This is a genomic window from Bradyrhizobium liaoningense (assembly GCF_018130955.1).
Lineage (GTDB): Bacteria > Pseudomonadota > Alphaproteobacteria > Rhizobiales > Xanthobacteraceae > Bradyrhizobium > Bradyrhizobium liaoningense_C.
This window is the reverse complement of sequence record NZ_JAFCJM010000053.1, coordinates 14,936-38,797: the sequence shown is the minus strand read 5'-3', so window position 1 is coordinate 38,797 and position 23,862 is coordinate 14,936. Positions and strand designations below refer to the sequence as shown.

Annotated in this window: 28 protein-coding genes; 9 read left to right on the top strand and 19 right to left on the bottom strand. The window is 65.1% G+C overall.

Annotated elements, in window-relative coordinates:
* Positions 1-21: 21 nt before the first annotated feature.
* The 5 genes from JQ632_RS30325 to JQ632_RS30305 form a co-directional block, all read right to left on the bottom strand.
* Entirely contained in the window at positions 22-318 is a 297-nt protein-coding gene (locus JQ632_RS30325) for a hypothetical protein (protein WP_212406317.1), read from the bottom strand.
* 197 nt (positions 319-515) lie between these two features.
* Positions 516-1,070: an inner membrane-spanning protein YciB gene (locus tag JQ632_RS30320; RefSeq protein WP_212406316.1), complete on the bottom strand. Its 555-nt coding sequence runs from the start codon at positions 1,068-1,070 to the stop codon at positions 516-518.
* A gap of 11 nt (positions 1,071-1,081) precedes the next feature.
* A complete protein-coding gene (locus JQ632_RS30315; RefSeq protein WP_212406315.1) occupies positions 1,082-1,657 on the bottom strand; it encodes a hypothetical protein in 576 nt (191 codons plus the stop codon).
* Positions 1,658-1,805: 148 nt separating this feature from the next.
* Positions 1,806-2,219, bottom strand: a complete 414-nt coding sequence (locus tag JQ632_RS30310) for an MAPEG family protein (protein ID WP_212406314.1) — start codon at positions 2,217-2,219, stop codon at positions 1,806-1,808.
* Positions 2,220-2,316: 97 nt separating this feature from the next.
* On the bottom strand, positions 2,317-3,714 hold the full coding sequence (locus JQ632_RS30305) for a carotenoid oxygenase family protein (protein ID WP_212406313.1): 1,398 nt from the start codon (positions 3,712-3,714) through the stop codon (positions 2,317-2,319).
* Between the two features lie 108 nt (positions 3,715-3,822).
* Between JQ632_RS30305 and JQ632_RS30300 the strand changes: the two genes are divergently transcribed.
* Positions 3,823-4,572 (top strand): TetR/AcrR family transcriptional regulator, encoded by a 750-nt coding sequence (locus JQ632_RS30300; RefSeq protein ID WP_212406312.1) that lies wholly within the window; start codon positions 3,823-3,825, stop codon positions 4,570-4,572.
* 10 nt (positions 4,573-4,582) lie between these two features.
* On the opposite strand, the gene JQ632_RS30295 is transcribed toward JQ632_RS30300, so the two are convergent.
* Positions 4,583-5,185 carry a hypothetical protein gene (locus JQ632_RS30295; protein ID WP_212406311.1) on the bottom strand — a complete coding sequence of 201 codons (603 nt, stop codon included), beginning with the start codon at positions 5,183-5,185 and terminating at the stop codon, positions 4,583-4,585.
* A 165-nt stretch (positions 5,186-5,350) separates the two neighbouring features.
* Here JQ632_RS30295 and JQ632_RS30290 point away from each other — a divergent pair, with 165 nt between their 5' ends.
* Complete coding sequence (locus tag JQ632_RS30290; protein ID WP_212406310.1) at positions 5,351-5,905, top strand: SET domain-containing protein; 555 nt, start codon at positions 5,351-5,353, stop codon at positions 5,903-5,905.
* 11 nt (positions 5,906-5,916) lie between these two features.
* Here JQ632_RS30290 and JQ632_RS30285 read toward each other — a convergent pair whose 3' ends face one another.
* The 4 genes from JQ632_RS30285 to JQ632_RS30270 all read right to left on the bottom strand — a co-directional run bounded on the left by JQ632_RS30285 (position 5,917) and on the right by JQ632_RS30270 (position 9,232).
* Positions 5,917-6,858 (bottom strand): ABC transporter substrate-binding protein, encoded by a 942-nt coding sequence (locus JQ632_RS30285; protein ID WP_212406309.1) that lies wholly within the window; start codon positions 6,856-6,858, stop codon positions 5,917-5,919.
* A gap of 188 nt (positions 6,859-7,046) precedes the next feature.
* Positions 7,047-8,288 (bottom strand): MFS transporter, encoded by a 1,242-nt coding sequence (locus JQ632_RS30280; protein WP_312015679.1) that lies wholly within the window; start codon positions 8,286-8,288, stop codon positions 7,047-7,049.
* 280 nt (positions 8,289-8,568) lie between these two features.
* The gene (locus JQ632_RS30275; RefSeq protein WP_212406308.1) at positions 8,569-8,967 is read right to left on the bottom strand and encodes a hypothetical protein; all 399 of its coding nucleotides are present in this window, start codon (positions 8,965-8,967) and stop codon (positions 8,569-8,571) included.
* 34 nt (positions 8,968-9,001) lie between these two features.
* Positions 9,002-9,232, bottom strand: a complete 231-nt coding sequence (locus tag JQ632_RS30270; protein ID WP_212406307.1) for a hypothetical protein — start codon at positions 9,230-9,232, stop codon at positions 9,002-9,004.
* A gap of 100 nt (positions 9,233-9,332) precedes the next feature.
* On the opposite strand from JQ632_RS30270, the gene JQ632_RS30265 reads away from it, so the two are divergent.
* Together JQ632_RS30265 and JQ632_RS30260 are read left to right on the top strand one after the other, a co-directional pair.
* A complete protein-coding gene (locus JQ632_RS30265) occupies positions 9,333-10,148 on the top strand; it encodes a helix-turn-helix domain-containing protein (RefSeq protein WP_212406306.1) in 816 nt (271 codons plus the stop codon).
* 44 nt (positions 10,149-10,192) lie between these two features.
* Positions 10,193-11,017: a helix-turn-helix domain-containing protein gene (locus tag JQ632_RS30260; protein WP_212406305.1), complete on the top strand. Its 825-nt coding sequence runs from the start codon at positions 10,193-10,195 to the stop codon at positions 11,015-11,017.
* Here JQ632_RS30260 and JQ632_RS30255 read toward each other — a convergent pair.
* Entirely contained in the window at positions 11,005-11,802 is a 798-nt protein-coding gene (locus JQ632_RS30255) for a thioesterase family protein (protein WP_212406304.1), read from the bottom strand. The genes JQ632_RS30260 and JQ632_RS30255 overlap by 13 nt on opposite strands.
* A 176-nt stretch (positions 11,803-11,978) precedes the next feature.
* Here JQ632_RS30255 and JQ632_RS30250 point away from each other — a divergent pair, with 176 nt between their 5' ends.
* On the top strand, positions 11,979-12,644 hold the full coding sequence (locus tag JQ632_RS30250; protein ID WP_212406303.1) for a DsbA family oxidoreductase: 666 nt from the start codon (positions 11,979-11,981) through the stop codon (positions 12,642-12,644).
* Positions 12,645-12,650: 6 nt separating this feature from the next.
* On the opposite strand, the gene JQ632_RS30245 is transcribed toward JQ632_RS30250, so the two are convergent.
* The 7 genes from JQ632_RS30245 to JQ632_RS30215 form a co-directional block, all read right to left on the bottom strand.
* Positions 12,651-13,844, bottom strand: coding sequence for a GNAT family N-acetyltransferase (locus tag JQ632_RS30245; RefSeq protein ID WP_212406302.1), 1,194 nt, complete (start codon positions 13,842-13,844; stop codon positions 12,651-12,653).
* Positions 13,845-13,961: 117 nt separating this feature from the next.
* Positions 13,962-14,459: a DUF6789 family protein gene (locus JQ632_RS30240; protein WP_249152638.1), complete on the bottom strand. Its 498-nt coding sequence runs from the start codon at positions 14,457-14,459 to the stop codon at positions 13,962-13,964.
* On the bottom strand, positions 14,456-15,895 hold the full coding sequence (gene ccoG / locus JQ632_RS30235; protein WP_212406301.1) for a cytochrome c oxidase accessory protein CcoG: 1,440 nt from the start codon (positions 15,893-15,895) through the stop codon (positions 14,456-14,458). The genes JQ632_RS30240 and ccoG overlap by 4 nt, the downstream gene beginning before the upstream one ends.
* Positions 15,896-15,928: 33 nt before the next feature.
* A complete protein-coding gene (locus JQ632_RS30230) occupies positions 15,929-16,318 on the bottom strand; it encodes a DUF302 domain-containing protein (protein WP_212406300.1) in 390 nt (129 codons plus the stop codon).
* Between the two features lie 24 nt (positions 16,319-16,342).
* The gene (locus JQ632_RS30225) at positions 16,343-16,546 is read right to left on the bottom strand and encodes a DUF2892 domain-containing protein (RefSeq protein ID WP_212406299.1); all 204 of its coding nucleotides are present in this window, start codon (positions 16,544-16,546) and stop codon (positions 16,343-16,345) included.
* Positions 16,547-16,565: 19 nt separating this feature from the next.
* The gene (gene trxC, locus JQ632_RS30220) at positions 16,566-17,018 is read right to left on the bottom strand and encodes a thioredoxin TrxC (protein ID WP_212406298.1); all 453 of its coding nucleotides are present in this window, start codon (positions 17,016-17,018) and stop codon (positions 16,566-16,568) included.
* The gene (locus JQ632_RS30215; RefSeq protein WP_212406297.1) at positions 17,015-18,301 is read right to left on the bottom strand and encodes an NAD(P)/FAD-dependent oxidoreductase; all 1,287 of its coding nucleotides are present in this window, start codon (positions 18,299-18,301) and stop codon (positions 17,015-17,017) included. Before JQ632_RS30215 ends, trxC begins: the two co-directional genes overlap by 4 nt.
* A gap of 119 nt (positions 18,302-18,420) precedes the next feature.
* Here JQ632_RS30215 and JQ632_RS30210 point away from each other — a divergent pair, with 119 nt between their 5' ends.
* From JQ632_RS30210 to JQ632_RS30195, 4 genes are all read left to right on the top strand, one after another.
* Positions 18,421-18,720 (top strand): ArsR/SmtB family transcription factor, encoded by a 300-nt coding sequence (locus tag JQ632_RS30210; protein ID WP_409363519.1) that lies wholly within the window; start codon positions 18,421-18,423, stop codon positions 18,718-18,720.
* Between the two features lie 123 nt (positions 18,721-18,843).
* Positions 18,844-19,845, top strand: a complete 1,002-nt coding sequence (locus tag JQ632_RS30205; protein ID WP_212406295.1) for an efflux RND transporter periplasmic adaptor subunit — start codon at positions 18,844-18,846, stop codon at positions 19,843-19,845.
* On the top strand, positions 19,842-23,066 hold the full coding sequence (locus JQ632_RS30200; protein ID WP_212406294.1) for an efflux RND transporter permease subunit: 3,225 nt from the start codon (positions 19,842-19,844) through the stop codon (positions 23,064-23,066). Before JQ632_RS30205 ends, JQ632_RS30200 begins: the two co-directional genes overlap by 4 nt.
* A 10-nt stretch (positions 23,067-23,076) precedes the next feature.
* Positions 23,077-23,433, top strand: a complete 357-nt coding sequence (locus JQ632_RS30195) for a carboxymuconolactone decarboxylase family protein (protein WP_212406293.1) — start codon at positions 23,077-23,079, stop codon at positions 23,431-23,433.
* A 65-nt stretch (positions 23,434-23,498) separates the two neighbouring features.
* Here the strand turns inward: JQ632_RS30195 and JQ632_RS30190 are convergent, their stop codons facing one another.
* Complete coding sequence (locus JQ632_RS30190; protein WP_212406292.1) at positions 23,499-23,825, bottom strand: hypothetical protein; 327 nt, start codon at positions 23,823-23,825, stop codon at positions 23,499-23,501.
* Between the last annotated feature and the right edge of the window lie 37 nt (positions 23,826-23,862).

Here is a 23,862-nt window from a genome sequence, read left to right as displayed (position 1 = left end):
CGTGTGAAGAGCTGCGGAGACTTAGGCCCGCGTGCCCGTGAACGGGAAGCTGCCCATCGGACCGATGCCCGCCTCGCCGCTCATGCTGTCGCCGGCGACCTTGCCAATGAACTCGAGCGTCAACGGCATCGGATTGGTGATCGAGACCTTCCAGTTGACGGCATCGCCGCTGATGGCGCCGTCAAAAATCTCGGCCGTGTCGCCGTCGGCGCCTTGTGTGCCGGTCAGCGTGCCGCCGGAGCTCTTCAGGCTCAGCGTCGTCTGGCGCTCGCCCATCGGCGTCGTCAGCGTCACATTCCAGTTTCCGTCTACGGCCATTCCTGTCTCCCAACTTTTTACCCGGCAGTCCGCGATGAGCCGCGGCGAGGCCAGTGACGCCTATAGCCCAACTCGCGCGGCGTGCCTAACGCTTTGGAGAGGGCTCAGCATAGCGTTTTCGAGCGAAGTGGAAACCGGTTCGCGTGAAGAAAACGCGTCAAGACAAAAGCTAAGGTCTGGTGCGCCAGTACCAGACTTCAGGCGCGGGCGGCGGCGCGCATCCGGCTGCCGACGATGAGGCGGAAGGCGACGTACTGGATCCCGAACGCCGCGAGCTTGGTCCCGACCAGGACCACCGAGATGTAGAAGGCCCACAGCTTCATGTCGCCGGTCATCGCAACCGCAACCGTGCCGGCTGCAAGCACAAACATCAGTGCGGACCAGGCGTAGCCGGCAGCCGTCACATATTCCGGAATGGTCTCGCTCACGATCGGCGGCATGTAGCGCAGCATCCAGCCGCGCTTGAGCATGATGACGCCGATCGCGACATGGCCGATCGCGGGCTTTGCCAGCACGAAGCGTGGATCGTGCGTGAGCAGCGTCAGGCTGCCGAGCACGATGACGAGGCCCAGGCTTGCCCAGGTCATGTAGCTCAGCGTCTGGCCTTTGTACCGGGACCAGGCCACCTGGCCGATGGCGCCGAGGATCGCGACGGCGGTGGCAAGGATGACGTTGTCGGTCGAAAGATAGATGACCAGGAAGACGATGGTGGAGAGGAAGTCGGAGACGAGGCGGCGGAATACGTCTTTCATCGTCTGTCCTGTCAGCGCGGGTGGGGCAGGGCGTCCGGGGGCGTACAGTACTTGATCCTGCGGTACTCAGGATACCATTTTGTGAAGTAGATGGCGCTGTTGCGGGCGGCAAACGCGATCGCCAGGCTGGTCCAGATCGGCAGGCCAGGGATGTAGAGCAACACGAGGTTGGCCGCCAGCATCGCCAGCGCGGCCACCGTCCAGGCTGCGGTGATGATGTAGTTGGCGCGCAAGAAGCCCGGCATCGCCGCGATCTCGGCCGGAACGGCCTCCACCGCATATTGCAGCGTGAAGGGGCGGCGGATCAGTATCGAGCCGAGCGAAATGACGAAGATGCCGACGTCGACGGACACCTTCACACCGAGCGTGCCCAGCGCCGGATCGACGAGGACGAGATAGAGGCCGATCGCGGCGAAGATGATCGCCGATCCCGCGGCCAGCATCTTCACGGAGCGGCCGTACCAGAGGTCGACCGCGATGGTGGCGAGGCAGATCGCTGACGCGGTGACCACGCTCAGCAGCGCCGATGTCACGAACATCAGGAAGGTGAAGGCGCCATAGGGCGCAAGGATCAGGAAAATCGCCATGGGACGCCTCGGGTCAGGCAAATCTTGACAGTGGAAAGATTGATAGTGCAGGTCCGTGGTCCGGTCAAGGAAAATCTTTACAGTGTCAAAATGATGTGAATGATGCTCGAAATATCAAATGATATCATCATCTTGCATTGAGGTTGCTTCAACCCATGGTGCCCGCCATGAGGCGCGCCAGGACAGTGACCGCGCAGCTCACCAGGAGGCCGATGGTGATGAGAATGCCACCTCCGCGGCAGATCAGGAACATCGGCGAGTTCAGCGCCGCGTACATGCCGAGCGGATGGAGCAGGCGGGACACGAGCAGCGCACCCATCAGGAGATGAATGCGAACGGGCGGCGTGCCCGACATTTCGATCAGGGCGACCATCAGCGCGATGATCGGCATATATTCCATGAAGTTGCCGTGCGCGCGGATCGCGCTGCGTAAGCCGCTGTTACCGCCGTCGTTGAAGGCGGTCTGGTTGCTCAATCGCAGCCGGATCACCTGAAGCGCGAGGACCGCGTAGAGCAACGCGAGGATTGCGAGATAGCCGGCGGTGATCGACGGCATGTGCATGCGGACCTCCGTTGCGACCTGCGTGCCATTTTCGAAGGACGAATGCTGTCATTCCACATTGCGCACTTGCGCAATGTGGAATGACGACGGGAGAGGGCTACTGTGCCCCCACCCAATTGCCGTGAAAGCCGTCGGGCACGCGGTGGCCGAGCTGCACCAGCGCCACAGGACCGGCCTCGACGTCGGTGGCGTTGAACACCGCAAGGTCGCTGCGGTTCTCACGGGCGCGCCAGACCACCGCGAGCAGCCAGCCGTCGCCTTCCGCGGCATCCTTGCCGCGTTCGACGAAGACCGGCTCGGAGATGGTGTCGCCGGCCGGCAGCAGATAATGGCCGAGCCGTTTTCCGGCGCCGTCGACATGCACGATGCCGGACAGTGCGCCGAACATCGGCAGCTTCGAGTTGGCACAGGCGTACCAGCCGTGATTGCTCTTCAGCCCGGCGCGGCGGTCGTCGACGCGCGGGAATTCGCCGGTAAGGTCGTCAAGATAAGTCTGCTGGAAGCGGTCGGTATTGCCGGAGAGATCGAAGGTCCAGCGGCAATGGCGTGCGCGCGACTTGTCGGGATCGGTCGGCGAGCCGTCGGGATGCGGGAAGAGCGGCGCTTCCTCGAACTGCATGACGTCGGCGATGATGCGATTTCCCTCTTCCCACGCATTCATGACGTGGAAGACGTAGCAGCTCTCGGCGCGGAACCAGACGATGTCCTTTTCAGATCCGCTGCGCTTCATCACGCCGACATAGGCGCCTTGCTCCGGCTCCCAGGCGTAAGGCGGCTTGCCGCTCATTGCGCGCTGCATGCTGCCGGTGATGGGGAGGATCGGAAACAGCACGTGATTTTCGGTGACGATGAAGTCGTGCACCATGCTGGCGTAGGGCGCCTCGAACCGCGTGAAGCGCGTCACCTTGCCGCTCGCGTCGATCGAACCGTAGGAGAGGGCGGGCGTGAGGGGACCTGCCGCATTGTAGCCGAAGAACACGAGCTCGCCCGTCACGGGATCGACCTTCGGATGCGCCGTGAAGGGACCGGCGATACGGCCCTGGAAGTTGCAATAGCCGCGCGTGGCGAGCGTGCCCGGTTCGATCTCGGTCGGCAGATGCGCCTCTTCGAGCGCGAGCAGCTTGCCGGCGTGGAAGATGATGTTGGTGTTGGCGACACCGCCGTCGGTGAGGTGCGCGGGCGCATCCGGCATCTTGTGGCCGAAGCCGCCGAACAGCGCGCGTCCCGCATCGTGCTCGGCAAGAAACTTTGGCGTCCGGACCCAGCGGTTGCGATAGCTCGCCTTGCCGTTTTCGAGATGAAAGGCGTGCAGCATGCCGTCGCCGACGAACCAGTGCGCGCCGGGTGCGTCGAACTGCGGATTTGGCCCGTTGCGATAGAGCGTGCCGTTGAGCTCCCGCGGCAACTCGCCGACGATCTTGAGGTGAGGCGCGTCGGCCTCGAACGGGATCGGCGCGAGATTGGTCCGGGGCTGGTTCAAGGCGTCATGCTGCACGGCGTATTCCCTCCCTATCTTTACATCGTAAAGATCAAATAGCGTTGCGAGCGGTTCCGGTCAAGCAAAATCTTTACACTGTCAAAATTGCGTCATATAAGCTGGCCTATGGCCAAAGCCGAATCCAAGACCGAAACAGCCCGCCGCCCGCGCGCCAAGAGGGCGCCGTCATCCGCATCGAGCGCAAGGCCGCGTCAGGCGCGCAAGATCAGCAGCGCGAAGTCCGGCAGTGCCAAGACCGAAACGCCTTATCACCACGGCGCGCTGCGCGAGGCCCTCCTCAAGGCGGCCGAGCGCATCCTGGAGCGCGACGGGCTTGCCGGTCTCACGCTGCGCGCAGTCGCGCGCGAGGCGGGTGTGTCGCACGCCGCACCCACCCATCATTTTGGCGACCTCACGGGCCTGATCAGCGAACTTGCGGCGATCGGCTTCCGCAATTTCAACAAGGCGATGGCCTCGGCCTGCGATGCAGCCACGACGCCGCTCTCGCGCGCGCTGGCGCGGCCCAAGGCGTATGTCGCCTATGCGCAGGCCCATCCCGGCATGTACGGCATCATGTTCCGCACCGAGCGGCTCGATTACTCGCGGCCGTCGCTGCACGAGGCCGCGGAAGCCTCCTTTGCGGGCCTCACCAACGCCATCGCGGCGATGCGGCAGGAGCCGATCATCGGCGAGACGCTGACGCTCGACCAGGCGGCGGCCATCGCGCGCGCCTGGTCGATGGTCCACGGCTTCACCATGCTGCTGCTCGACGGACGTCTTACCGACATCCTGCACCGTCTGCCGCCGGGCACCACGCCCGAGCAGCTTCTGGAAGCGATTTTGAAATCCACGGTGCCGAGGCCCCCGGGCTGCTGATCCCGCGGCTTTAGCGCGCGACCAGCTCGACCGCGCGGCCGCTCGCGCCCATGATCTTGACCTCGTCCTTGCCGCATTTGAAGCCGCGCGCGACCTCATCGGCGGCCTTGCGCGCGAGCTCGTTGGCATTCGGATTGGCGATCGCATCGACATAGGCGACATGGCAGACCGCGCCCGGCGGCAGTCGCGTCACGACCAGCAGCGCCTTGGTGTTCGGCCGTCCCTGCTTGTCGAGATCGTTGCCGTCGGCGATGTGCCAGCGCTGGATGATGGCGAACGGTTTGCCGTCCAAGGCGCGCCATTCGACCGTGTGCTCGGACGAGTTGAACGGGCCGAACCAGACCTCGGCCGCGGGCTCCTTGGCGGCGGCCGTGCGGTTCTTTCCGACCGAGACGACCTCGCGCAAGTCGTCTTCCGAGATGAGCACAATGAGGCCGGCCTTGCCCGGGCAGACGCGGATCGTGCTGTCGTCGACACCGTTGCCGGCGCTTTTGACGCGGCAGTCCTTCGGTGCGGTCGAGGTGTAGCTGCTGCCGAAAGATTGGGCGCTGGCCTGGCCATAACAGCCGCAGGCGAGCAGTGCGAGCAGGCAGGCGACGATGACATGCTTCATGGCGAGCCCCCTTGGGCACGGAACTCTCCTCCATCAGACGTGTTCATTGTGGGGAAGGTTCAAACCGGGCTTCGAGGCACCTGACAGCGGCGCGGAATCGTTCTAGAAGAGCGCCTTCGCTTGAGCCCCAAAGGGCTTCGTTCGCGTTTCTCACGTTTCTCGGTCATGCCCGCCATCTCCACGAACAAACCGTTTCGCGTCGGCCGCTCCAAGACTGGACTTGGTCTCTTCGCCACCAAACCGATCAAGAAGGGTACCCGGATCATCCGCTATTTCGGGCCGATCCTGGATTCGCGGATCAAGGAACAGGACGACATCGAGAACAAATATCTGTTCGAGCTGAACGGTCGCTGGACCATCGACGGCTCGGTGCGCAAGAACGTCGCCCGCTACATCAACCATTCCTGCCGGCCGAACGCGGAATCCGACGTGCGCCCGCGCGAGCGCAAGGTCTTCATCCGCGCCATCAAGAACATCGAGCCGGGTGACGAGATCAACTACGACTACGGCACGGACTATTTCAAAGCCTATCTGAAGCCGATCGGCTGCAAGTGCGATTCCTGCGAGAAGAAGCGCAAGAAGCTGCGGGCCGAAGCTCGCGCCGAACGTGCCAAGGTGAAGGCCCGCGCCGAACGCAAGGCGCAAAAGGTCGCCGGCAAGGGCCCCGCGAAGAAGAAGCTGAACGGCAAGCACTTCAACGGCAAGGTTGGCCGCGTCTAAGCCCGCGAGATCTATTCGATGACCTCGTCGGCCCGGGCCAGCAGGGTCGGCGGAACCTCCAGGCCGAGTGCTTTTCCGGTGGCCATGTTGATGACGAGTTCAAAGGTCGTCGGCAACTCGACGGGCAGATCGCCAGGGGACGTACCGCGCAAGATCCTGTCGACAAAATAGCTGGCGCGCCCATAGTGCGTGCAGAAATTCAGCCCATAGGACATCAGGCCGCCGGCCTCGACGTATTCCCTGACCTGAAAGATCGTAGGCAGCCGGTTCTGCCGGGCGAATTCGGCGATCCGTGTTCGGTAGGCAAAGCTGATCGCCTCTTGTAGGGTTATGAGTGCATCGCAATTCAGGCGCGAGCGATCGGACAACAACTGCTCCAGCTCGGCGGCCGATCGGATTGCAATCGGCTCGACGGTCGCGCCGGATACCTCTCCACTCGCCTTGATCTCCTGGAGATCCAGCATCTTGCCCGCGTTTTCGGGATTGTGCAGCACGCAGAAGCGCGTGAGGCCGGGGACAGCCGCTCTCAGCAGTTCCACCAGCTTCGCGCTTGTCGAGGGGAGGAAATTTGATACGCCCGTGACGTTACCGCCGGGGCGCGCGAGACTGCCGACAATTCCGCTGGCAACGGGATCACTGACAGCGACAAACACGACGGGAATGCGGCTCGTTGCCCGTTGGGCGGCCTTCGCCCCCGGGGTCGATGTCGCGACGATCACGTCCGGATTCGTCTGGGCGAGTTCGGCTGCATACTGTGCGTATCGATCGACAATCCCTTCGGTCCAGCGGATCTCCAGCTTGAAATCTCGCCCCTCGGTCCAGCCGATCTTTTGTAGCTCGGCGAGGAAGCACGACAGAAGCGCTCGACCGGCGATCGACGATGAGCCGCCGAGAAAGCCCACGCGCGCCGGTGCCGCGCGCTGCGCGCGTGCGCCGAACGGCGCCATGGCCATGACACCAGCCAATCCAATGAACTCACGACGTCTCATTGGGCGCCCGGGAAAACCGTTTCGATGCCTGAACCTAGCAGTTCAGGCTGAAGCGGTGATGCGCGGGATGCTGCGGCGGAATGTCCTCCAGGGGTGGGAGGGAAGGTTGATGGATGGGCCAGCGAGGTCCGCATCCAAGGCCGGGCTGGATGTCAGCCGCTCCTGGCCGCGCGGCGATGCAGGACCAGCAATAGTCCAAACAGCACGGCGGCGGAGACGCCGAGCGACCAGTGGATGCCGATCCAGGCGCCGACGACGCCGACGGTAAGCCCGCTGAACGCACGCATGCCGAGGCCCGCCATGTTGAACAGGCCGACGACGCGGCCGCGGCTGTCGGCCGGCGCATTGATCTGCACCAGTGCCTGCGCCATCGTGTTGAACGACAGCTCGAAGAAGCCGGCGGCAAACAGCAGCGCGATCGCGAGGCCGTAGATGCCGACGGTTGCGAAAGCGAACAGGGTCAGGCTCCAGATGATGGCGAGCAGGATGGCCGTTCGCGGACTGGGTTTCAGCCGGCCCCAGGATTCCAGGGCGATGGCCGCGAGCACCGCTCCGCCGGCGTCGGCCGCGAGCAGCACGCTGTAGGACACGCCGGGGTCGCCGTGCCCGAGATCGCCGGCAAAGCCCGGCATCTGGGCGTGATAGGCATTGCCGATCATGAAGGAGGTCAGCCCGGCCAGCCAGGTCATCGAGGTCAGCACCGGCTGCTTGGCAATGTCGCGGATGGTCCGCACGATGTCGGCAAGCCCGCGCACGGCGAAGCGCCGCGGCGTTGCGCTCTTGCCGCTGGTCGGCGCCCAGAAGAGCCACAGCAGCATCGGCAGGTAGAACAGCGTGTTGAGGATGATGCCATGGGCCGGACCTAGCCCCAGCATGATGACGCCGCCCACCGCAGGGCCGACCAGAATGCCGAGATAGCGCGCCATCGCGTTCAGCCGCACCGCGCTCGGAAGGTCGGCGGGGCCGACGATGTCGAACAGCAGGAGCTGGTTCGGTGTCTGCCAGAGCACGCCGGCGCAGCCGTGGATCACCAGCAGCAGCATCGCGTGCCACATTTGCAGCGTATCGGTGAGGAAGAAGATGCCCCATCCTGCCGATGCCACGATGAAGAGCAGCATGCCGCACTGGATGATGCGGCGCGGGTCGAACCGGTCGGCGAGCCCGCCGACCGCGACGGAAAACAGCAGGAACGGCAGCCAGTGCGACAGCACCGCGAAGCCCCCGAGCGTCGGCGAGTGGAATTTCTGGAACACCACCCAATAGCTGATCACGTGCTCGACATTGTCGGCCATCATCGCCAGCACATAGGCTGCGAACTGGATGCGATATGGCCGTGACTTCATGGCTGCGAAGGAGCCGGACGCAGCCACGGACGCCGAGGGTGGGGGATTCACGCGAACACCTGGGATTGGCCGGGTCCGTGCCGGCAATGGATTCCGCTTGCGCCGATACACGGTCGTTTTCGTGCGCTCAAGGGGCCCCGGGCGCAAACCAGCCCCGCACCGCGGCAGGGCTCCGGCGAAATGCGCCGTGAGGATGAATAACTCCGTATGAAAGCCGAAATGCGAATTGGGAGAGCGACGCTCTTACCCTTGGCTCCGTCATTGCGAGCAGATTCCCCAGCGTCGTCCTGGCGAATGCCAGGGAGACGCTGGAGTATCCTGCGGTGCGCGCTTACGCTGCCACGGCGCTACCGCTCTTGCGCAGGCCGATGAACTGCAACTCGGCGAACACGCCGGTGGCGATTGCTTGCGCCACGACCATGATCACGCCCAGCAGGTTCGGCGACACTGCACTAGAGAGCAGCAGCGCGATGCTGCCGACCGTCCAGAGCGCATTGCCGACCACGACCAGCAGGACGAGCGCCTTCGGCACCGCACCGCGCGAGGCGAGCCAGCCCACCAGCGCGGTGTAGGCGATCAGGAACAGGCCGGTCTCGCGCAGCAGAACTTCCGGCAGGTTGAACAGCGATGCGAAGGCGCCCGCACCGAAGGTGAAGCCGAGCGCGGCGACGCCGCTGAAGACGGCATCGGCGAGCAGGGCGCGGCGCAGGAACGTGGAAGCATGGATCATGGTCAGTCTCCTTTGGGGGCTTCGGGGTGGAAGGTCAGCGCTCGCCGCGCCACCAGGCGCGGACGAGGGCGGCGAGGCGGAACGGACAGAGGCTCCTGCCGACGCTGTGCTCGAACGCCAGCACCTGCGCGACGACGAAGTCGCCGGTCGAGTGCACCAGCGGTTCCGGCATGTTGAGGTGGCGTGCCAGCACGCGGGTCGCGAACTTCACGAGCCAGGGAACAAGGCTGTCGGCGAGGGTGCGGTAGAGCAGCAGCGCGATCATGGTCATCTCCTGATGCTCCAAGGATGCGCCGCCTCGATCCTCAATTCGATTACCTCGCGGGTAATGGAAGGGACGAAATTCGCGTGCTAGGTTTTTGCTCATGAACGCACATGCATCCACGGCCCGGGCCGAAAAATCCCAGCCGATTCACATCGGCGATCACTTGCGCGAATGGCGGCAACGCCGCCGCATGAGCCAGCTCGACCTCGCTGTCGAGGCCGAGGTTTCGGCGCGGCATCTGAGTTTCGTCGAGACGGGGCGTGCCGCTCCGTCGCGCGACATGGTGCTGAAGCTCGCCGAGCGGCTCGACGTGCCCTTGCGCGAGCGCAACGTGCTGCTGGTCGCCGCCGGCTACGCGCCGGCGTTCCAGCAGCGCCCGCTGGAGGATCCCGCCTTGAAATCAGCCCGCCAGGCGATCGACCTCGTGCTCAGGGCGCATGAGCCGAACCCCGCACTCGCCGTCGACCGGCACTGGAATCTGGTCTCGGCCAATCGCATGGTGGCGCCGCTGCTCGACGGCATCCCGCAACGTCTGCTTGGCCAGCCCTTCAACGTGCTGCGGCTTGCCTTTCATCCCGAGGCGCTGGCCTCGCACACCGTCAACCTCGCCGAATGGTGCGGGCATCTTTTGGAGCGGCTGCACCGGCAATGCGAGGCAACGGCCGACCCCGAGCTGATCAAGCTTTATAATGACCTGAAGAGCTATCCGATCCCGGCGCGCGCGGCGCCGCTGTCCAGCGACAACGTCGCGATCCCCTTCAAGATGCGGTATCAGGGCGAGGTGCTGAGCTTCTTCTCCACCACGATGGTGTTCGGTACGCCCGTCGACATCACGCTGTCCGAATTGGCGATCGAGACCTTCTTTCCGGCGGACGAAAAGACCGCGGAGAAGCTGCGGGCGATGCAGCCGCGCTGATCGGTAGCGTTTACAGCCGCGCGGGCCACTCGTAGAATCGAGGAATGGATACCCGCGCTTCCAAAACCTTTCGGCCCCCCAATCCCGTCGGTGATCTCCTGCGCGGCTGGCGCACACGCCGTGCATTGAGCCAGGCGGAGTTGGCCTTTGAGGCGGGGATCTCGATCAAGCATCTGAGCTATGTCGAGACCGCCAAGGCAACGGCGAGTAGGGACATCCTGCTGCAGCTTGCTTCCGCGCTCGACCTGTCGCTGCGCGATCGCAACGCGCTGCTCGAGGCCGGCGGTTTTGCTCGGCAATATGGCGAGCGCGATCTGTCCGCGCCGGAGCTCGCCGACGCGCGGCGCGCGATCGACCTTCTGCTCAGCCGTCACGAACCGTTTCCGGCGATCGTGACCGACCGGCGCTGGAACGTGATGCAGGCCAACCACGCAGCCTTGCGTTTGATGACCATGCTGCTCGGCGAAGAGCGCATGCAGCGGCCGCTCAACCACATGCGCATGTTCCTTGCGCCGAACGAACTCAGGCCGTTTGTCGAGAACTGGCCGAATGTGGCGGCAGCACTGTTGTCGCGGGCGCGTCACGAGGCGATGGCGGCACCGCTCGACGAAGCCCTGCAATCGACCTGGCGCGACCTGACGCGCTTGCCGGATCTTCCGGCGCCCCAGGTCGAGGAGGGCGCGGCACCCGGGCCGCTCTGCGAGGTACGCTTGCGCAAGGGCGACGTCGGCATCGGACTGATCGGCGCGGTGCTGACGCTGGGCACGCCGCAGGACGTGACGTTGCAGGAACTCCGCGTCGAGATGTTCATGCCCGCGGATGCCGCGTCCGAAGCCACATTGATCGCGCTCGCCGCTCAGGACGCCTGAGCCTGCACCTGGCGACGCTCAAAACTCATCGCCTGCATCACCTCGGCAAACGGTCCCTTGCGATCGCTGAGCGTCGCCGTGGTGAGACCCGCGCCATTGGCGCCGACGCGCGTGGCGGCGCGGATCAGGATCCATTCGTCCTCCGGCGCGCGGAAGAAATACAGGCTGATCTCGGGATTGATGAAGGTCCATTCGCGCATGTCGACGATCTGCGCAACGCCGCTGGAGAAGTCCGCGGCCTGCACTGCCTGGATTAGCGGCGTGTTGCTCTCGCCCTCGACCAGCGCCGCATCGAGCCGCATCCAGGCGGCTGCGGGACCCGGCTTCTCCAGCGCGCCCTCGATCAGCCGCACCGAGACGTTCTGAAAGTAGCGGCTCCATTTCTGCGCAAAGGCCGGCGGCGGTGTGCCGGCCTCGGGGGCCTTGTCGGCCGCGACCGTCCTGGCGAAGGGATCGACGGGCGACTCGCTGCTCTCTGCCGTGAGCAGCGCCGTGCAACGGCCGATCTCGGTGTCGCCGTCCATCAGCCGCACCTGCACGGTCTTGGCCTTGCGGCCGTCGCGCAGCAGCTCCGTCCTGGTGGCGAAGGCGCGCAAGCCCGCGGGACGCCAGAGGTCGAAGGTCAGTCGGCGCACGGCAAAGCCGGAGTCCCCGGCGAGCCGCTCGACGTCGCGGGTCATCAGCGCGGTGGTCGCGCTTCCCTGCAGCATGTCCGGCGACCACGGTCCGCCGGCAAGCTCGGTCGCGCGGAAAAGGCTGCCTTCCGGCTTGAAAATGGCGGTCATCGCGGTCTCCAGTTGGGCTCAATCGTGGCTGCGAGTATCGGGGCCGGCAGGACGGGTCACAATAACCGCAGAGGTGCAGTCGTGAGCCATGCGGAACCCGCGTCTTGCACGGTATCCGGTTCGGCTTATCTTGGGACCATCAATCGCGCCTCTTCAACAGAGCCTTGGAGACACCCATGAGCACGCTAAAGCCGCTGAAGATCGACGTCGTCTCCGACGTCGTGTGCCCGTGGTGCTATATCGGCAAGCGCCGCATCGAGAACGCGCTGGCGCTGGTGCCTGATGTTCCGGTCGAGCTGAATTTCCGCCCGTTCTTCCTCAATCCCTGGGTGCCGCGCGAAGGCATCAGCCGCGAGGATTATCTGACCCAAAAGTTCGGCTCGGTCGAAGCCTATAAGGGCATCGCGGGCCGCGTCGTCGCGGCCGCTGGCGAGGAGGGGCTGACCTACCGGCCCGATCTGGTCAGGCGCCAGCCCAACACCATCGATTGCCATCGCCTGATCCACTGGGCCGGCGCGATCGGCAAGGCGCCCGAGATGAAGCAGCGCCTGATGGAGCTCTACTTCCGCGACGGCGGCGATCTCACAGATGTCAATGTGCTGGTGCAGGCAGCGGCCGATGTCGGCCTCGATGCCGACGACGTGCGCCGGCGGCTTGCCACCGATGAGGACGTCGCGCGCATCTCGGCCGATGCGCAGGAAGCCGCCGAGAAGGGCATCTCGGGCGTGCCGACCTACGTCTTCGCGCAGAAATACGCCGTGTCAGGCGCGCAGGATCCGAACCTGCTCGCGCGTGCCATCCGCCAGGTCTCGGCCGAGATCAACGCAGAGGCGGCGGAGTAGTCGCCGCTATCTGCGGAGCAGGCGAACGGCGCGCCGCGCAATGTCCAGTGCAAATTCGCGCCCGACCAGCGCCGCATGGATCAGCGCGACTGTCGGATCGTTCCGCCGCAGCGGGATCAGCACGTCGCCGATCGCAAGGCGGCCGCGCCAGATCGGATTGATCATGGGGTGATCGGCGCTGGCGGTGGAATCCGCACTGGCAATCGCGGGATCGGCGCAGAGGTGACGGGTCAGCTCACAGGTGAGCTGCACGCCCGGTGAATATTTTGCGAAGCGCTCGTCGATGCCGAGCTTGAAGAAGAACGCGCGCGCCTGATGCCGCAGCACGATGCCCGCCGCAATCGGCGTGGCGCCGGCGCGCAGGGTCACGATCTCGCATTGCCCGGTCTCGGCCAGCGCCGGTACGGCGCGGCGGATGAACGCGGCGTCGCCGGCGTCCTGCGCGAGCGCAGTGCCGCGCTTGCCCTTCCAGCCGCTGGCCTCGAGCTTCAAGAACGTCTCGAGCGCGGGCCCGACATCGCCAGGCGTGCGCGCGATCTCGAATGTGACGAGGCCATGCCCTTCGAGCCGATGACGCTGGCGGCGCAGCTCCTTCAACTTCTTGCCGCCGAGCGCCGCGCGCAGCAGCGCCTCGCCGTCCTGCGTGGCGTCGAGAGCGGCGCGGATATAGGAGGTCAGCACCTGCGGTTGGAGACCCTCGCGGACGAGGCTCTCCGTGATCGATTTCATCGCCGGGCCGTCGAGCGCCACATCGCGCAGGATCAGCGCATGCGCGCCGGCCTGGCGCGCCTGCTGAAGGAGCTGCGTCGCCGCGTCATCAGCCGCGCCGCGATCGAGCGGCGGACTGCACAGCGTGCCATAGGGATGCGCGCTTACCAGCGCGGGCAGGGGAATCTTCCACGCGCGCCACAGCGACACCACCGGCAACAGTCCGGTCAGCCGGCCCGACGCCGCATCGAATGCGCAGAGCGCGTCGGCGCCGGCGCGACCGCGGGCCGTGGCGCTGACCGCGCGCTCCCAGGCGGGCAGATAATAGCCGTTCGGCTCGATCGCCCGTTCGCTGAGCGCCTGCCATTGCGAGAGGTCGACGGAGGCGAGGGGAATGAGCGGGGCGGCGCCTTGTGGACTATGCGCGCGCGAAGCCGTGGCATCTTTCGCCGATGCAGGATTGATCGCAGATCGATGCGCGATATCGACCACGTCCCTGATATCCCCGTTCGCGCGGCCGGGCACACCTCCCTGACCGCGTCACGTGACCTTTCTAGCGCAAAGATTGGAAAATGCCGTTGGCGGCAGACGTCAATTCGAACGGTAATGTTAACCGCGCGTTGACCGTGTTCGATCGAGCGCCGCGTAGGCGATGCCGACGAACACGCTATAGGCCAGCACCATCGCGAGCGAGAAGGCCGCTGGCCACAGTCCGAGGCCCGCCTCTGACGCGAACAGGCCGCGGCCGAGCATCGGGAACAGGAACAACCCCATCGCGAGCCAGCCGAGGACGCCCAGCACGAGCCCTTTTGCCGCTCCGCTGCGGCCGGGCAGCCGCGCGTAGATCAAGGCAAAGACCAGGCTGATGACCAGCGTTCCGTTGACGAATGACAGCACCCAGGGAAGCGCCGGCTGCACGGACTCGCCGAACACCTCGCCCAGGACGCGCTGGAGGTCCTGATAGGGCTGGAACGTCGGCAGCCAGCCCATCCGGTCCTTCAGGAACATCAGCGTGCCGTGCGCGATGTTGCCGCACAGGCCGGCGACGATGGCTCGCCAAAGTCGATCGGCGGTCAACAGCGGCATCGCCATGGCGACGCCGCTCATTGGTCGGACGGCACGAAATGGTCGCGGGCGCTCGCGGTCTGCCCGCTGGCGATGTCGGTCATCTCGATTGCGACGTCCACCGCACGTTGCGGCACCTGCGCGGGTCCGACCTGTACCGACATCCTGACCTCGCGGGTCTGATCCTGCCCGACCTCGACGACCAGCCGGCCGTCGGGCTTGCGGTCGATGCCCGCGATCCGCACCGTTGCGCCGGGCAGGCCGGTGACGTCGAGCGCGAAGCTGCGTTCCGCGCCCTTGTTGAGCAGGCGCACCGTGTAGTCGTTGCGGACACCGCCGTCGGAGAGTTTTACGAGCAGCGGGTTGCGCTCGTGCAGCACGTTGACGTCCATCGTGCTGCGGGTGGCGAGCGCGTAGAGCATGATGCTGCCGACGATGGCGATGGCGGCGACGTAGATCAGCGTGCGCGGACGGATGATCCGGTAGATCGGCGCCTTGCCCTCGCGACGGCGCTGCATGTTGATGTCGGTGTCGTAGCCGATCAGGCCGGTGGGGCGGCCGATGTCGCGCATGATGTTGTCGCAGGCGTCGATGCACAGCCCGCACTGGATGCAGCCAAGCTGGATGCCGTGACGGATATCGACCCCGGTCGGGCAGACGTTGATGCATTGGTGGCAGTCGACGCAATCGCCGGCAACCTCGCCCTGGAGGCGCGCCGCTTCCGCCTTCTTCACCGACATGCGCGGCTCGCCGCGGTCTTTGCGATAGGTGACGTTGAGCGCCCATTCGTCGGTCAGCGCGGCCTGGATCCGCGGCCACGGGCACATGTAGATGCACATCTGCTCGCGCGCGTGACCGGCGAAGACATAGGTCGTCGCGGTCAGGATGCCGATCCAGAGATAGGCGATGAACGGCGCCTGGAAGGTCGCAAGCTCCTTCACCAGCGTCGGTGCGTCGTCGAAGTAGAGCACCCAGGCGCCGCCGGTCCACCACGCGATCATGATCCAGAGGAAATGCTTGAGTGCGACCCTGCGGGCATGGTCGAAGGTCCAGCCGCGCTTGTCGCCGATCATGCGCTCGCGCCGGTCACCCTCGACCCAGCGCTCGACCGCGTAGAACAGGTCGGTCCACACCGTCTGCGGACAGAGGTAGCCGCACCACAGCCGTCCCGCGACCGCGTTCATCAGGAACAGCGTCATGGCGGCGATGATGAGCAGTCCAGTGAAGTAATAGACCTCCTGCGGCCACAGCTCGATGAAGAAGAAATAGAAGCGGCGATGCGGGAGGTCGACCAGCACGGCCTGGTTCGGCAGGCCGGGTCCGCGATTCCAGCGCACGAAGGGCAGCAGGTAGTAGACCCACAGCGTGATGCACAGGAGCGTCCATTTGATGCGGCGGAACCGCCCGTGAACCGACTGCGGATAGACCTTCTTTCGCTTCTCGTAGAGCGGGCCTTCGATCAGGGTGTCGTCAGACATGGGCTCAAATCCTTGCAATCGGCGTCGGCACGCTCAGGCGATTTCGGCGACGACCTGCTTGAGCAGCTCGCGCACCTGGTTTGCTACCGCGCCGAGCTGCGGGTTCTCGATCGCGGCCATCGACGCGACGGGGTCGACCGCCGAGATCTCGACCTTGCCGCCGTCGCGCTGCTGAACCACGACGTTGCAGGGAAGCATCGTCCCGATCTTGTCCTCCAGCGAGAGCGCCTGGTAGGCGAGTTTTGGATTGCAGGCGCCAAGGATCAGATAGGGCCGGAACTCGGCCCCGATCTTCTTCTGCAGCGTGTCCTTGACGTCGATCTGGGTCAGCACGCCGAAACCGTGGTTCTTCAACGCCGCGGTCGTCGCCGCGACCGCCGCGTCGAACGGCAGGTCGACGGTCTTCGAGAAATGATAGGTCATGTACTGTCTCCGTTGGCGCGCGCGTCAGGAGAACGCGCAGCCGCCCTGTAGGCCGAGCTTCTTGAAGACCATCGCCGCCGGGCAGAAGCCGGTGAACGAGGCCTGGATCATGTTCAGCCCGGCGAAGGCCGTCAGCAGATACCAGTAGGCGTTGACGTAGGTGCCGAGCGCGAGGCCGAGCAGGACGACGAATCCTGCGAAGGCGAGAACGGCTTTGTCGACATTCATGGGATACTCCTCTTCAAAGTTAGTGAATTTGCGAATTTGCGAGACCGGCTTCGGTCCAGGCGACGATGCTGCGTGCATCCATCGCGCCGGCGTGGCGGGCGATCTCGCGGCCGCCGCGCATCAACAGCAGGGTGGGGATGCCCGAGATGTTGAGGCGCGACGACAAGGCTTGTGCATTGTCGGAGTTGAGCTTGAGGACCCGGACCCGCGGCTCGAGCTCGCGCGCCGCGCGCTCGAACATCGGGGCCATGGCGCGGCAGGGGCCGCACCAGGGCGCCCAGACGTCGACCAGCACCGGAATGTCGCTGTTGGCGACGTGGCGGCCGAAGGCGTCTTCGTCGACCTCGATCGGGTGTCCGGTGAACATCGGCTGATGGCAGGCGCCGCAGCGCGCGGCTTGCGGCGCGCGCTCGGCGGGCAGGCGGTTGGTCCGCCCGCAATGGCCGCAGACGATCTGGTGGGTCGCACTCATGTGCCGGTCCTGACCTCCTTGATCTTGGCGATGTTCAGCTTGTCGAGCAGAAAGCGCTCGTAGAACGGCTCGCTCTCGCCACGCCGCATCTTGCGGAGGAAGTATTTTTCGAAGGCGACCTTGGCGTAGTGCACCCACTCGCCCTTGGACGACCAGTTGACGTTGCGCGGCGGAATCTGCGGCTGCGCCAGGAAGGCGACGCCGGAATCGCCGAAGTCGGCGAGGCAGATCGCATTCCAGGTCGGCACCGCTGCGGGCTCCTTGCCGCGCAGCAGGGCGCCGATGTTCATCGCGGTCGCCGTCACCATGGATTCGATCATGAAGCCGGTCTTGGGAACGCCGACCGGCACCGGCGTTGCCCCGACCGGCGCGATCGCGACGCAGACGCCGACAGCGAACACATTTTGGTAGGAGGGATTACGCTGATGCTTGTCGACAATGACGAAGCCGCGCGGATTTGTCAGTTTTTCGATGCCGCGCACGGCTTCGACACCGCGGAACGCCGGCAGCATCATGGAATAGACAAAAGGCAGGTCGTGCGCCTTGTGCGCGGTGCCGTTATCAGCAAATTCTTCCACCGACATCATGCCCGGGCCGATGCTTGCTACGCGTGCATTGGTGATCCACTTGATGTGTTTCTCGCGCATCTCGCTTTCGAGCAGGCCCTTGGTGTCGCCGACGCCGTCGAGGCCGAGATGGCCGATATAGGGCTCCGAGGTGACGAAGGTCATCGGCACCCGGTCGCGCAGCTTGCGCCGGCGCAGCTCGGTTTCCAGGATGAATAAAAATTCGTAGGCCGGACCGAAGCAGGAGGCGCCTTGCACGGCGCCGATCACGACAGGGCCGGGATTGGCAGCAAGCTGCTCGAACGCGCCTTTCGCGTGCGAGGCATGATCGACGTGACAGATCGACTGGGTGTGGCCTTGCGGACCGAGCCCCGGAATCTCGTCGAAGGCAAGCTCGGGTCCGGTCGCGACCACCAGAAAGTCATAGTCGATCGAGGTGCCGTCGCCGAGCTCGACACGGTTATCTGCCGGATGCACGCGCTTGGCGCCCTGCGTCAGCAGGCGCACACCCTTGCGCTTCATGATGTCGGCGAGATCGATCTCGATCTCGCTGCGCTTGCGCCAGCCGACCGCCACCCAGGGATTGGAGGGGACGAAATGATACACCGCGCCCTGCGAGATCACGCTGAGGCGATCGTCCTTTCTCAACTGGGGCAGTAATTCATAGGCCATCAGCGTTCCGCTCAGACCGGCTCCGATTACGACGATTTCCGCCATGGGATGTGACCTCCGTTGAACAAAATGCGCCGCCGGTTCTCGTCCCGGCTGTTCTTCAGTGCTTGACTATATATTCGCAAGTTCGTATATACGCAAGTATGAAGATAGATAGCGAAGTGATGGAGCAGGCGGCCGACCAGGCGAGCGAACTGCTGAAGGCGCTCTCCAACCGGCACCGGCTTCTGATCATCTGCCAGCTCATCGACGGGGAGCGTTCGGTCGGCGAACTCGCCGAGTTCCTGTCCCTGCGCGATTCCACGGTCTCCCAGCATCTTGCGCTCCTTCGCAAGGATGGCCTGGTGTCCGCGCGGCGGGATGCGCAGACGATCTTCTATTCGATCGCGAGCGAGCCGGCGCGCGAAATTCTGAAGACGCTCTATCAGGTGTTCTGCGCACCGAAGTCCGCAAGGACGCGATGAACGATACGAGCGATTGAGCCGCGGCGCGTTGAGCGAGATCAACGCTGCCGCCCTGCAATGCCGATGAAATGAGAGGACGCCGCAATGCGGCGCGATAGTTCCATGATCACGCGGATACGCCCCATGCGACGCGTTGTGCGCTTGCTGGCACTGGCGACGGTATTTGGCACCGCTTTCGTTCCGGCCCGCCTTGCGGCGGCCGAACTTCTCACCGTGGCGCAACAGACCGTCGCTGACGAAAAGGCCGTGTTCGCGACGGTGGAGAGCATCAGCGTGGTGCCGGCGCGCGGCCGCATCGGCGGCACCGTGGTCCAGCTCAAGGTGAGGGAAGGCGACCGCGTCACCGCCGGTCAGGCGATCGCTGCGATCGGTGACGACAAGCTTGCCCTCCAGATGAAGTCGCTCGACGCGCAGATCGAGGCGCTGCAGGCGCAGGCGAGCCAGGCGCAGCTCGATTTCACTCGCATCGAGGGATTGGTCGAGCGCGGCACGCTGCCGCGCGTCAAGCTGGACGAGCAGCGCACGGCCCTGAACGTCGCCGAGAACGGCCTGCGGGCCAAAATCGCCGAGCGGGCCGTGGTCAATCAGCAGCTCAGCGAAGGCCAGGTGCTGGCGCCGTCGGATGGCCGCGTGCTGAAGAAGCTCGTCACCGTCGGTTCCGTCGTGCTGCCCGGCGATGCCATCGCCACCGTCGCCCAGCAGAACTTCAAGCTGCGGCTCCGGGTGCCCGAGCGGCACGCACGCGCCCTCAAGGCCGGCGACAGGGTCCGGGTCGATGGCGCGGAACTCGGCGGCGAGGCGTCCAAATGGGGCGTGATCGAGTTGGTCTATCCGCAGATCGAGGAGGGGCGCGTCATTGCGGATGCGACGGTGGAGGGTCTCGGCGAATATTTTGTCGGCGACCGGCTTCGGGTCTGGATTTCCGGCGGTTCGCGACCGGCCTTCGTGATCCCGGCAAGCTATGTGAAGACGCGGTTCGGCATCGACTATGTCCAGCTCCGCAAGGCTGACGGCACGGTCGAGGTGCCGGTGCAGCGCGGTCGCGACATTCCGACGCCTGCGCTTCCCGACGGGCTCGAGATCCTGTCCGGCATCCGTGCCGGCGACCAGCTGGTGCGGCCGTGAATCTGGGACTCTCAGGACGGCTCACCAAGGCGACCATCGCATCGCCGCTCACGCCGCTGTTCCTGATCGCAGCGCTCGTCGTCGGCCTTCTTGCCGTCGTCGTGATTCCGCGCGAGGAGGAGCCGCAGATCAGCGTGCCCATGGTCGATATCCGCATCAATGCGGACGGCTTGCGTGGACCCGACGCCGTCGAGCTGGTGACAAAGCCGCTGGAATCGATCGTCAAGGGCATCGACGGTGTCGAGCACGTCTATAGCCAGACCGAGGACGATCGGGTGATGGTCACCGCGCGCTTCCTGGTCGGCACCAAGTTCGAGGACGCCATCCTGCGTGTCCACGAAAAAATCCGCGCCAATCTCGATCGCATCCCCGTTGGGATTCCGGAGCCCCTGATCGTCGGCCGCGGCATCAATGACGTGGCCGTAACGGTGCTGACGCTGTCGCCGAAGCCCGAAGCGGCCGAGCGGTGGACCGACAAGGATTTGTTCGAGCTCGCCGACAAGCTCCGTGCCGAGCTCGTGAAGGTCGACAGCATCGGGCTGACCTACGTCTCCGGCGGCGCCGCGCAGCAGATCCGGGTCGAGCCCGATCCGGAAAAGCTGTCGCTTCATGGCGTCACGCTGCAACAGCTCGTTGCCAAGGTGAAGGACGCCAATCGTTCGTTCCTGGCGGGGCAGGTTCGCGAGGCCGGAATCGTGCGCAATGTTGCCGCGGGGCAGACTCTTGCAGGGATTCCCGATATCGGGCTGCTTCTGATCTCGACCCGCGACGGACGCCCGGTCTATGTCAAGGACGTTGCCGCCGTCATCATCGGCCCGAATACGATCGAGCACCGGGTCTGGAACGACGCGCGGGACGAGAAGGGGCAGTGGACGCGAGTACCTGCGGTCAGCCTCGCGCTCGCCAAGCGCGCCGGCGCCAATGCCGTGGTGGTCTCGGCCGACATCGCCCATCGCCTGGAAGGCCTGAAGTCGCGGCTCATTCCCGACGACATCCAGGTCACGGTGACGCGTGACTATGGCGAGACGGCCAACGAGAAGGCCAACGAGCTGCTGTTCCATCTTGGCCTCGCGACGATTTCGATCGTCGTGCTGATCGCGATCGCGATCGGCTGGCGCGAGGCGGTCGTGACCTTCGTCGTGATTCCGACGACGATCCTGCTCACGATGTTCGCGGCCAACCTGATGGGTTATACCATCAACCGCGTCAGTCTGTTCGCATTGATCTTCTCGATCGGCATCCTCGTCGACGACGCCATCGTCGTGGTCGAGAACATCGCGCGTCACTGGGGCATGCGCGACGGCCGGCCGCGCTTGCAGGCGACCATCGAGGCCGTCGCCGAGGTGGGCAATCCCACCATCGTTGCGACGCTCACCGTCGTCGCCGCCCTGTTGCCGATGCTGTTCGTGTCCGGGCTGATGGGCCCCTACATGGCGCCGATTCCGGCCAACGCCTCGGCTGCGATGCTGTTTTCGTTCTTCGTCGCCATGGTGGTCGCGCCGTGGCTGATGCTGAAGCTTGCGCCGAGGGGCGAGGTGACCGCGGCTCATGCAGAACACGATGAAGGCCGCCTCGGACGGCTCTACCGGCGCTTCGCCACGCCGGTCGTCCGGAGCAGGCGCTCGGCCTGGATCTTCCTGCTTGGCGTCGGCATCGCCACGCTGCTGTCGATGGCGCTGTTTGCGACCAAGTCGGTGACGGTCAAGCTGCTGCCTTTCGACAACAAGTCCGAGATCGCTGTCATCGTCGACCTGCCGGAAGGCGCGAGCCTGGAGGCGACCGAGCGCACGCTGTTCGGCGCGGCCGAGATCGCACGGCAACTGCCGGAAGCGACCTCGCTGCAGTCCTATGCCGGCACGCCGGCGCCGTTCAATTTCAACGGCCTGGTGCGGCACTATTATCTGCGCGAAAAACCCGAGCTCGGCGAGCTCCAGGTCAATCTGACGGCGCGCGGTGAGCGCAAGCGGGCGAGCCACGACATCGCGCTCGAGCTGCGCGAGAGGCTGAAGGCGCTCGATCGTCCCGATGGCACCAGCATCAAGGTGGTCGAAGTGCCGCCCGGACCGCCGGTGCTCTCCACGCTGCTGGCCGAAATCTACGGCCCCGACGCGGCGACGCGCCGTGCCGTCACGGCCGAGTTGAAAAAGGTCTTCGCCGAGGTGCCCTTCATCGTCGACATTGACGATTCCGTTGGCGCAAGGAGGCCGCGGTTGCGGCTGTCGATCGACCAGGATCGGCTCGAATTCTTCGGCGTCGAGCAGCGCGACGTCTATGACACGATCCAGGTCCTGTTCGGCGGCACCTCGGTCGGTTACTCGCATCGCGGCGAAGACCGCAATCCCATCGAGATCGCGGTGCATCTGCCCAAGCGCAACCTGGTCTGGGATGAGGCGCTGGCGTCGACGCCGGTTCCCGCCAACACGCTGCCGGGAAGCAAGACGGTGGTCGAGCTGGGCCAGGTCGTGAAGGCGACGATGGAAGAGGGCTCGCCGGTCATCTTTCGCCGCGACGGCCGCTTTGCCGACATGGTGATGGCCGAGCTCGCCGGCCGCTTCGAGGCGCCGCTTTACGGCATGCTGGAGGTCGCAAAGCAGGTCGACGCGCATGACTGGGGCGGCGTGCCGAAGCCTGCGATCAGCCTGCACGGACAGCCGGCGGATGAATCGCGTCCGACGCTGCTGTGGGACGGCGAATGGGAGATCACCTGGGTGACCTTCCGCGACATGGGCGCCGCCTTTGGCGCCGCGATCCTCGGCATCTATGTGCTGGTCGTGGCCCAGTTCAGGAGTTTTCGCCTGCCGCTCGTCATCCTGACGCCGATCCCGCTGACACTGATCGGAATCCTGATCGGGCATTGGCTGTTAGGCGCGCCCTTCACCGCCACCTCGATGATCGGCTTCATTGCGCTCGCCGGCATCATCGTGCGCAACTCGATCCTGCTCGTCGACTTCATCCGCCACAGCGGGGCAGAGGGCAGGTCGCTGCGCGAGGTCGTGCTGGAGGCCGGCGCCGTGCGCTTCAAGCCGATCCTCCTGACCGCGCTCGCGGCGATGATCGGGGCGGCGACCATCCTGCTCGATCCGATCTTCCAGGGGTTGGCGATTTCGCTGCTGTTCGGTCTGGCGTCATCGACGCTGCTGACCGTCCTGGTCATCCCCGCGATCTACATCGCGCTGCGCGCACCGCGCGAAGCGCCCCACGCCACTGTCGAACCGAACTGACGAGGATAAGATGGACAAGAACTATCCCGAGATCACCAGGCAGATATCGGCCAATCTGAAAAAGCTGCGCCAGGGCATTCCTGATACGATGCAGGGGTTTTCGGCGCTTGCCAAGGCGGCGACCCGCGAGGGCTCGCTCGACAAGAAGACGAAGGAGCTGATTGCACTTGCGATCGGAATTGCCACGCGCTGCGACGGCTGCATTGGCTTCCATACCGAGGCACTGGTCAGGCTCCATACGACCCGCCAGGAGTTCGAAGAGACGTTGGCCATGGCCATCTACATGGGCGGCGGGCCGTCGCTGATGTACGCCGCAGACGCGATTGCCGCCTACGAGCAGTTCCAGCAGCAGGTAGTCGCTGCCTGACGGCACGCGGGAAGGATCGGACGACGCGAGCCGTCCGATCCGGTTCCATCAATCCGGGGATGGGCTTACCAGCGGTCGTCGACACCAACGCCGACGCTGACGCCGGGGGCGCGAATGCCGACGCCGGCGCGCGGGCGGTCGTCCCAGTCGCGATAGACGCGGCGCTCATAGTAGCGGTCGCGCGGTACGTAGTTGTAGGAATCGCGCACGATCACGCGCGCACCGCCACGGGTGCGATAGCAGTTGCCGGCGTCGTCGCAGACGAGTCGCACCTGCTGCACGAGATCCGGATTGGTGTATTCGCTGGTGGTGTAGATATCGGTCGCCTTTGCGGCGCCGGTGGCTGCGAGCGCGCCAACACCCGCCAACAGTGCGATTGCAACTGTCCTCATCAATCTGCTCCTTCGTCCCGAAACTGCCCTCGCGAGG

What these genes read in the sequence shown, in the direction of transcription:
- JQ632_RS30195 (WP_212406293.1), top strand. Translation starts at nt 23,077, where the DNA reads ATGGACAAGAACTATCCCGAGATCACCAGGCAGATATCGGCCAATCTG.
- JQ632_RS30260 (WP_212406305.1), top strand. Translation starts at nt 10,193, where the DNA reads ATGGATACCCGCGCTTCCAAAACCTTTCGGCCCCCCAATCCCGTCGGT.
- JQ632_RS30310 (WP_212406314.1), bottom strand. Translation starts at nt 2,219, where the DNA reads ATGCACATGCCGTCGATCACCGCCGGCTATCTCGCAATCCTCGCGTTG.
- trxC (WP_212406298.1), bottom strand. Translation starts at nt 17,018, where the DNA reads ATGAGTGCGACCCACCAGATCGTCTGCGGCCATTGCGGGCGGACCAAC.
- JQ632_RS30240 (WP_249152638.1), bottom strand. Translation starts at nt 14,459, where the DNA reads ATGAGCGGCGTCGCCATGGCGATGCCGCTGTTGACCGCCGATCGACTT.
- ccoG (WP_212406301.1), bottom strand. Translation starts at nt 15,895, where the DNA reads ATGTCTGACGACACCCTGATCGAAGGCCCGCTCTACGAGAAGCGAAAG.
- JQ632_RS30320 (WP_212406316.1), bottom strand. Translation starts at nt 1,070, where the DNA reads ATGAAAGACGTATTCCGCCGCCTCGTCTCCGACTTCCTCTCCACCATC.
- JQ632_RS30295 (WP_212406311.1), bottom strand. Translation starts at nt 5,185, where the DNA reads ATGAAGCATGTCATCGTCGCCTGCCTGCTCGCACTGCTCGCCTGCGGC.
- JQ632_RS30265 (WP_212406306.1), top strand. Translation starts at nt 9,333, where the DNA reads ATGAACGCACATGCATCCACGGCCCGGGCCGAAAAATCCCAGCCGATT.
- JQ632_RS30210 (WP_409363519.1), top strand. Translation starts at nt 18,421, where the DNA reads ATGGAGCAGGCGGCCGACCAGGCGAGCGAACTGCTGAAGGCGCTCTCC.
- JQ632_RS30255 (WP_212406304.1), bottom strand. Translation starts at nt 11,802, where the DNA reads ATGACCGCCATTTTCAAGCCGGAAGGCAGCCTTTTCCGCGCGACCGAG.
- JQ632_RS30215 (WP_212406297.1), bottom strand. Translation starts at nt 18,301, where the DNA reads ATGGCGGAAATCGTCGTAATCGGAGCCGGTCTGAGCGGAACGCTGATG.
- JQ632_RS30230 (WP_212406300.1), bottom strand. Translation starts at nt 16,318, where the DNA reads ATGACCTATCATTTCTCGAAGACCGTCGACCTGCCGTTCGACGCGGCG.
- JQ632_RS30300 (WP_212406312.1), top strand. Translation starts at nt 3,823, where the DNA reads ATGGCCAAAGCCGAATCCAAGACCGAAACAGCCCGCCGCCCGCGCGCC.
- JQ632_RS30285 (WP_212406309.1), bottom strand. Translation starts at nt 6,858, where the DNA reads ATGGCCATGGCGCCGTTCGGCGCACGCGCGCAGCGCGCGGCACCGGCG.
- JQ632_RS30325 (WP_212406317.1), bottom strand. Translation starts at nt 318, where the DNA reads ATGGCCGTAGACGGAAACTGGAATGTGACGCTGACGACGCCGATGGGC.
- JQ632_RS30250 (WP_212406303.1), top strand. Translation starts at nt 11,979, where the DNA reads ATGAGCACGCTAAAGCCGCTGAAGATCGACGTCGTCTCCGACGTCGTG.
- JQ632_RS30190 (WP_212406292.1), bottom strand. Translation starts at nt 23,825, where the DNA reads ATGAGGACAGTTGCAATCGCACTGTTGGCGGGTGTTGGCGCGCTCGCA.
- JQ632_RS30205 (WP_212406295.1), top strand. Translation starts at nt 18,844, where the DNA reads ATGCGACGCGTTGTGCGCTTGCTGGCACTGGCGACGGTATTTGGCACC.
- JQ632_RS30270 (WP_212406307.1), bottom strand. Translation starts at nt 9,232, where the DNA reads ATGATCGCGCTGCTGCTCTACCGCACCCTCGCCGACAGCCTTGTTCCC.
- JQ632_RS30225 (WP_212406299.1), bottom strand. Translation starts at nt 16,546, where the DNA reads ATGAATGTCGACAAAGCCGTTCTCGCCTTCGCAGGATTCGTCGTCCTG.
- JQ632_RS30290 (WP_212406310.1), top strand. Translation starts at nt 5,351, where the DNA reads ATGCCCGCCATCTCCACGAACAAACCGTTTCGCGTCGGCCGCTCCAAG.
- JQ632_RS30315 (WP_212406315.1), bottom strand. Translation starts at nt 1,657, where the DNA reads ATGGCGATTTTCCTGATCCTTGCGCCCTATGGCGCCTTCACCTTCCTG.
- JQ632_RS30275 (WP_212406308.1), bottom strand. Translation starts at nt 8,967, where the DNA reads ATGATCCATGCTTCCACGTTCCTGCGCCGCGCCCTGCTCGCCGATGCC.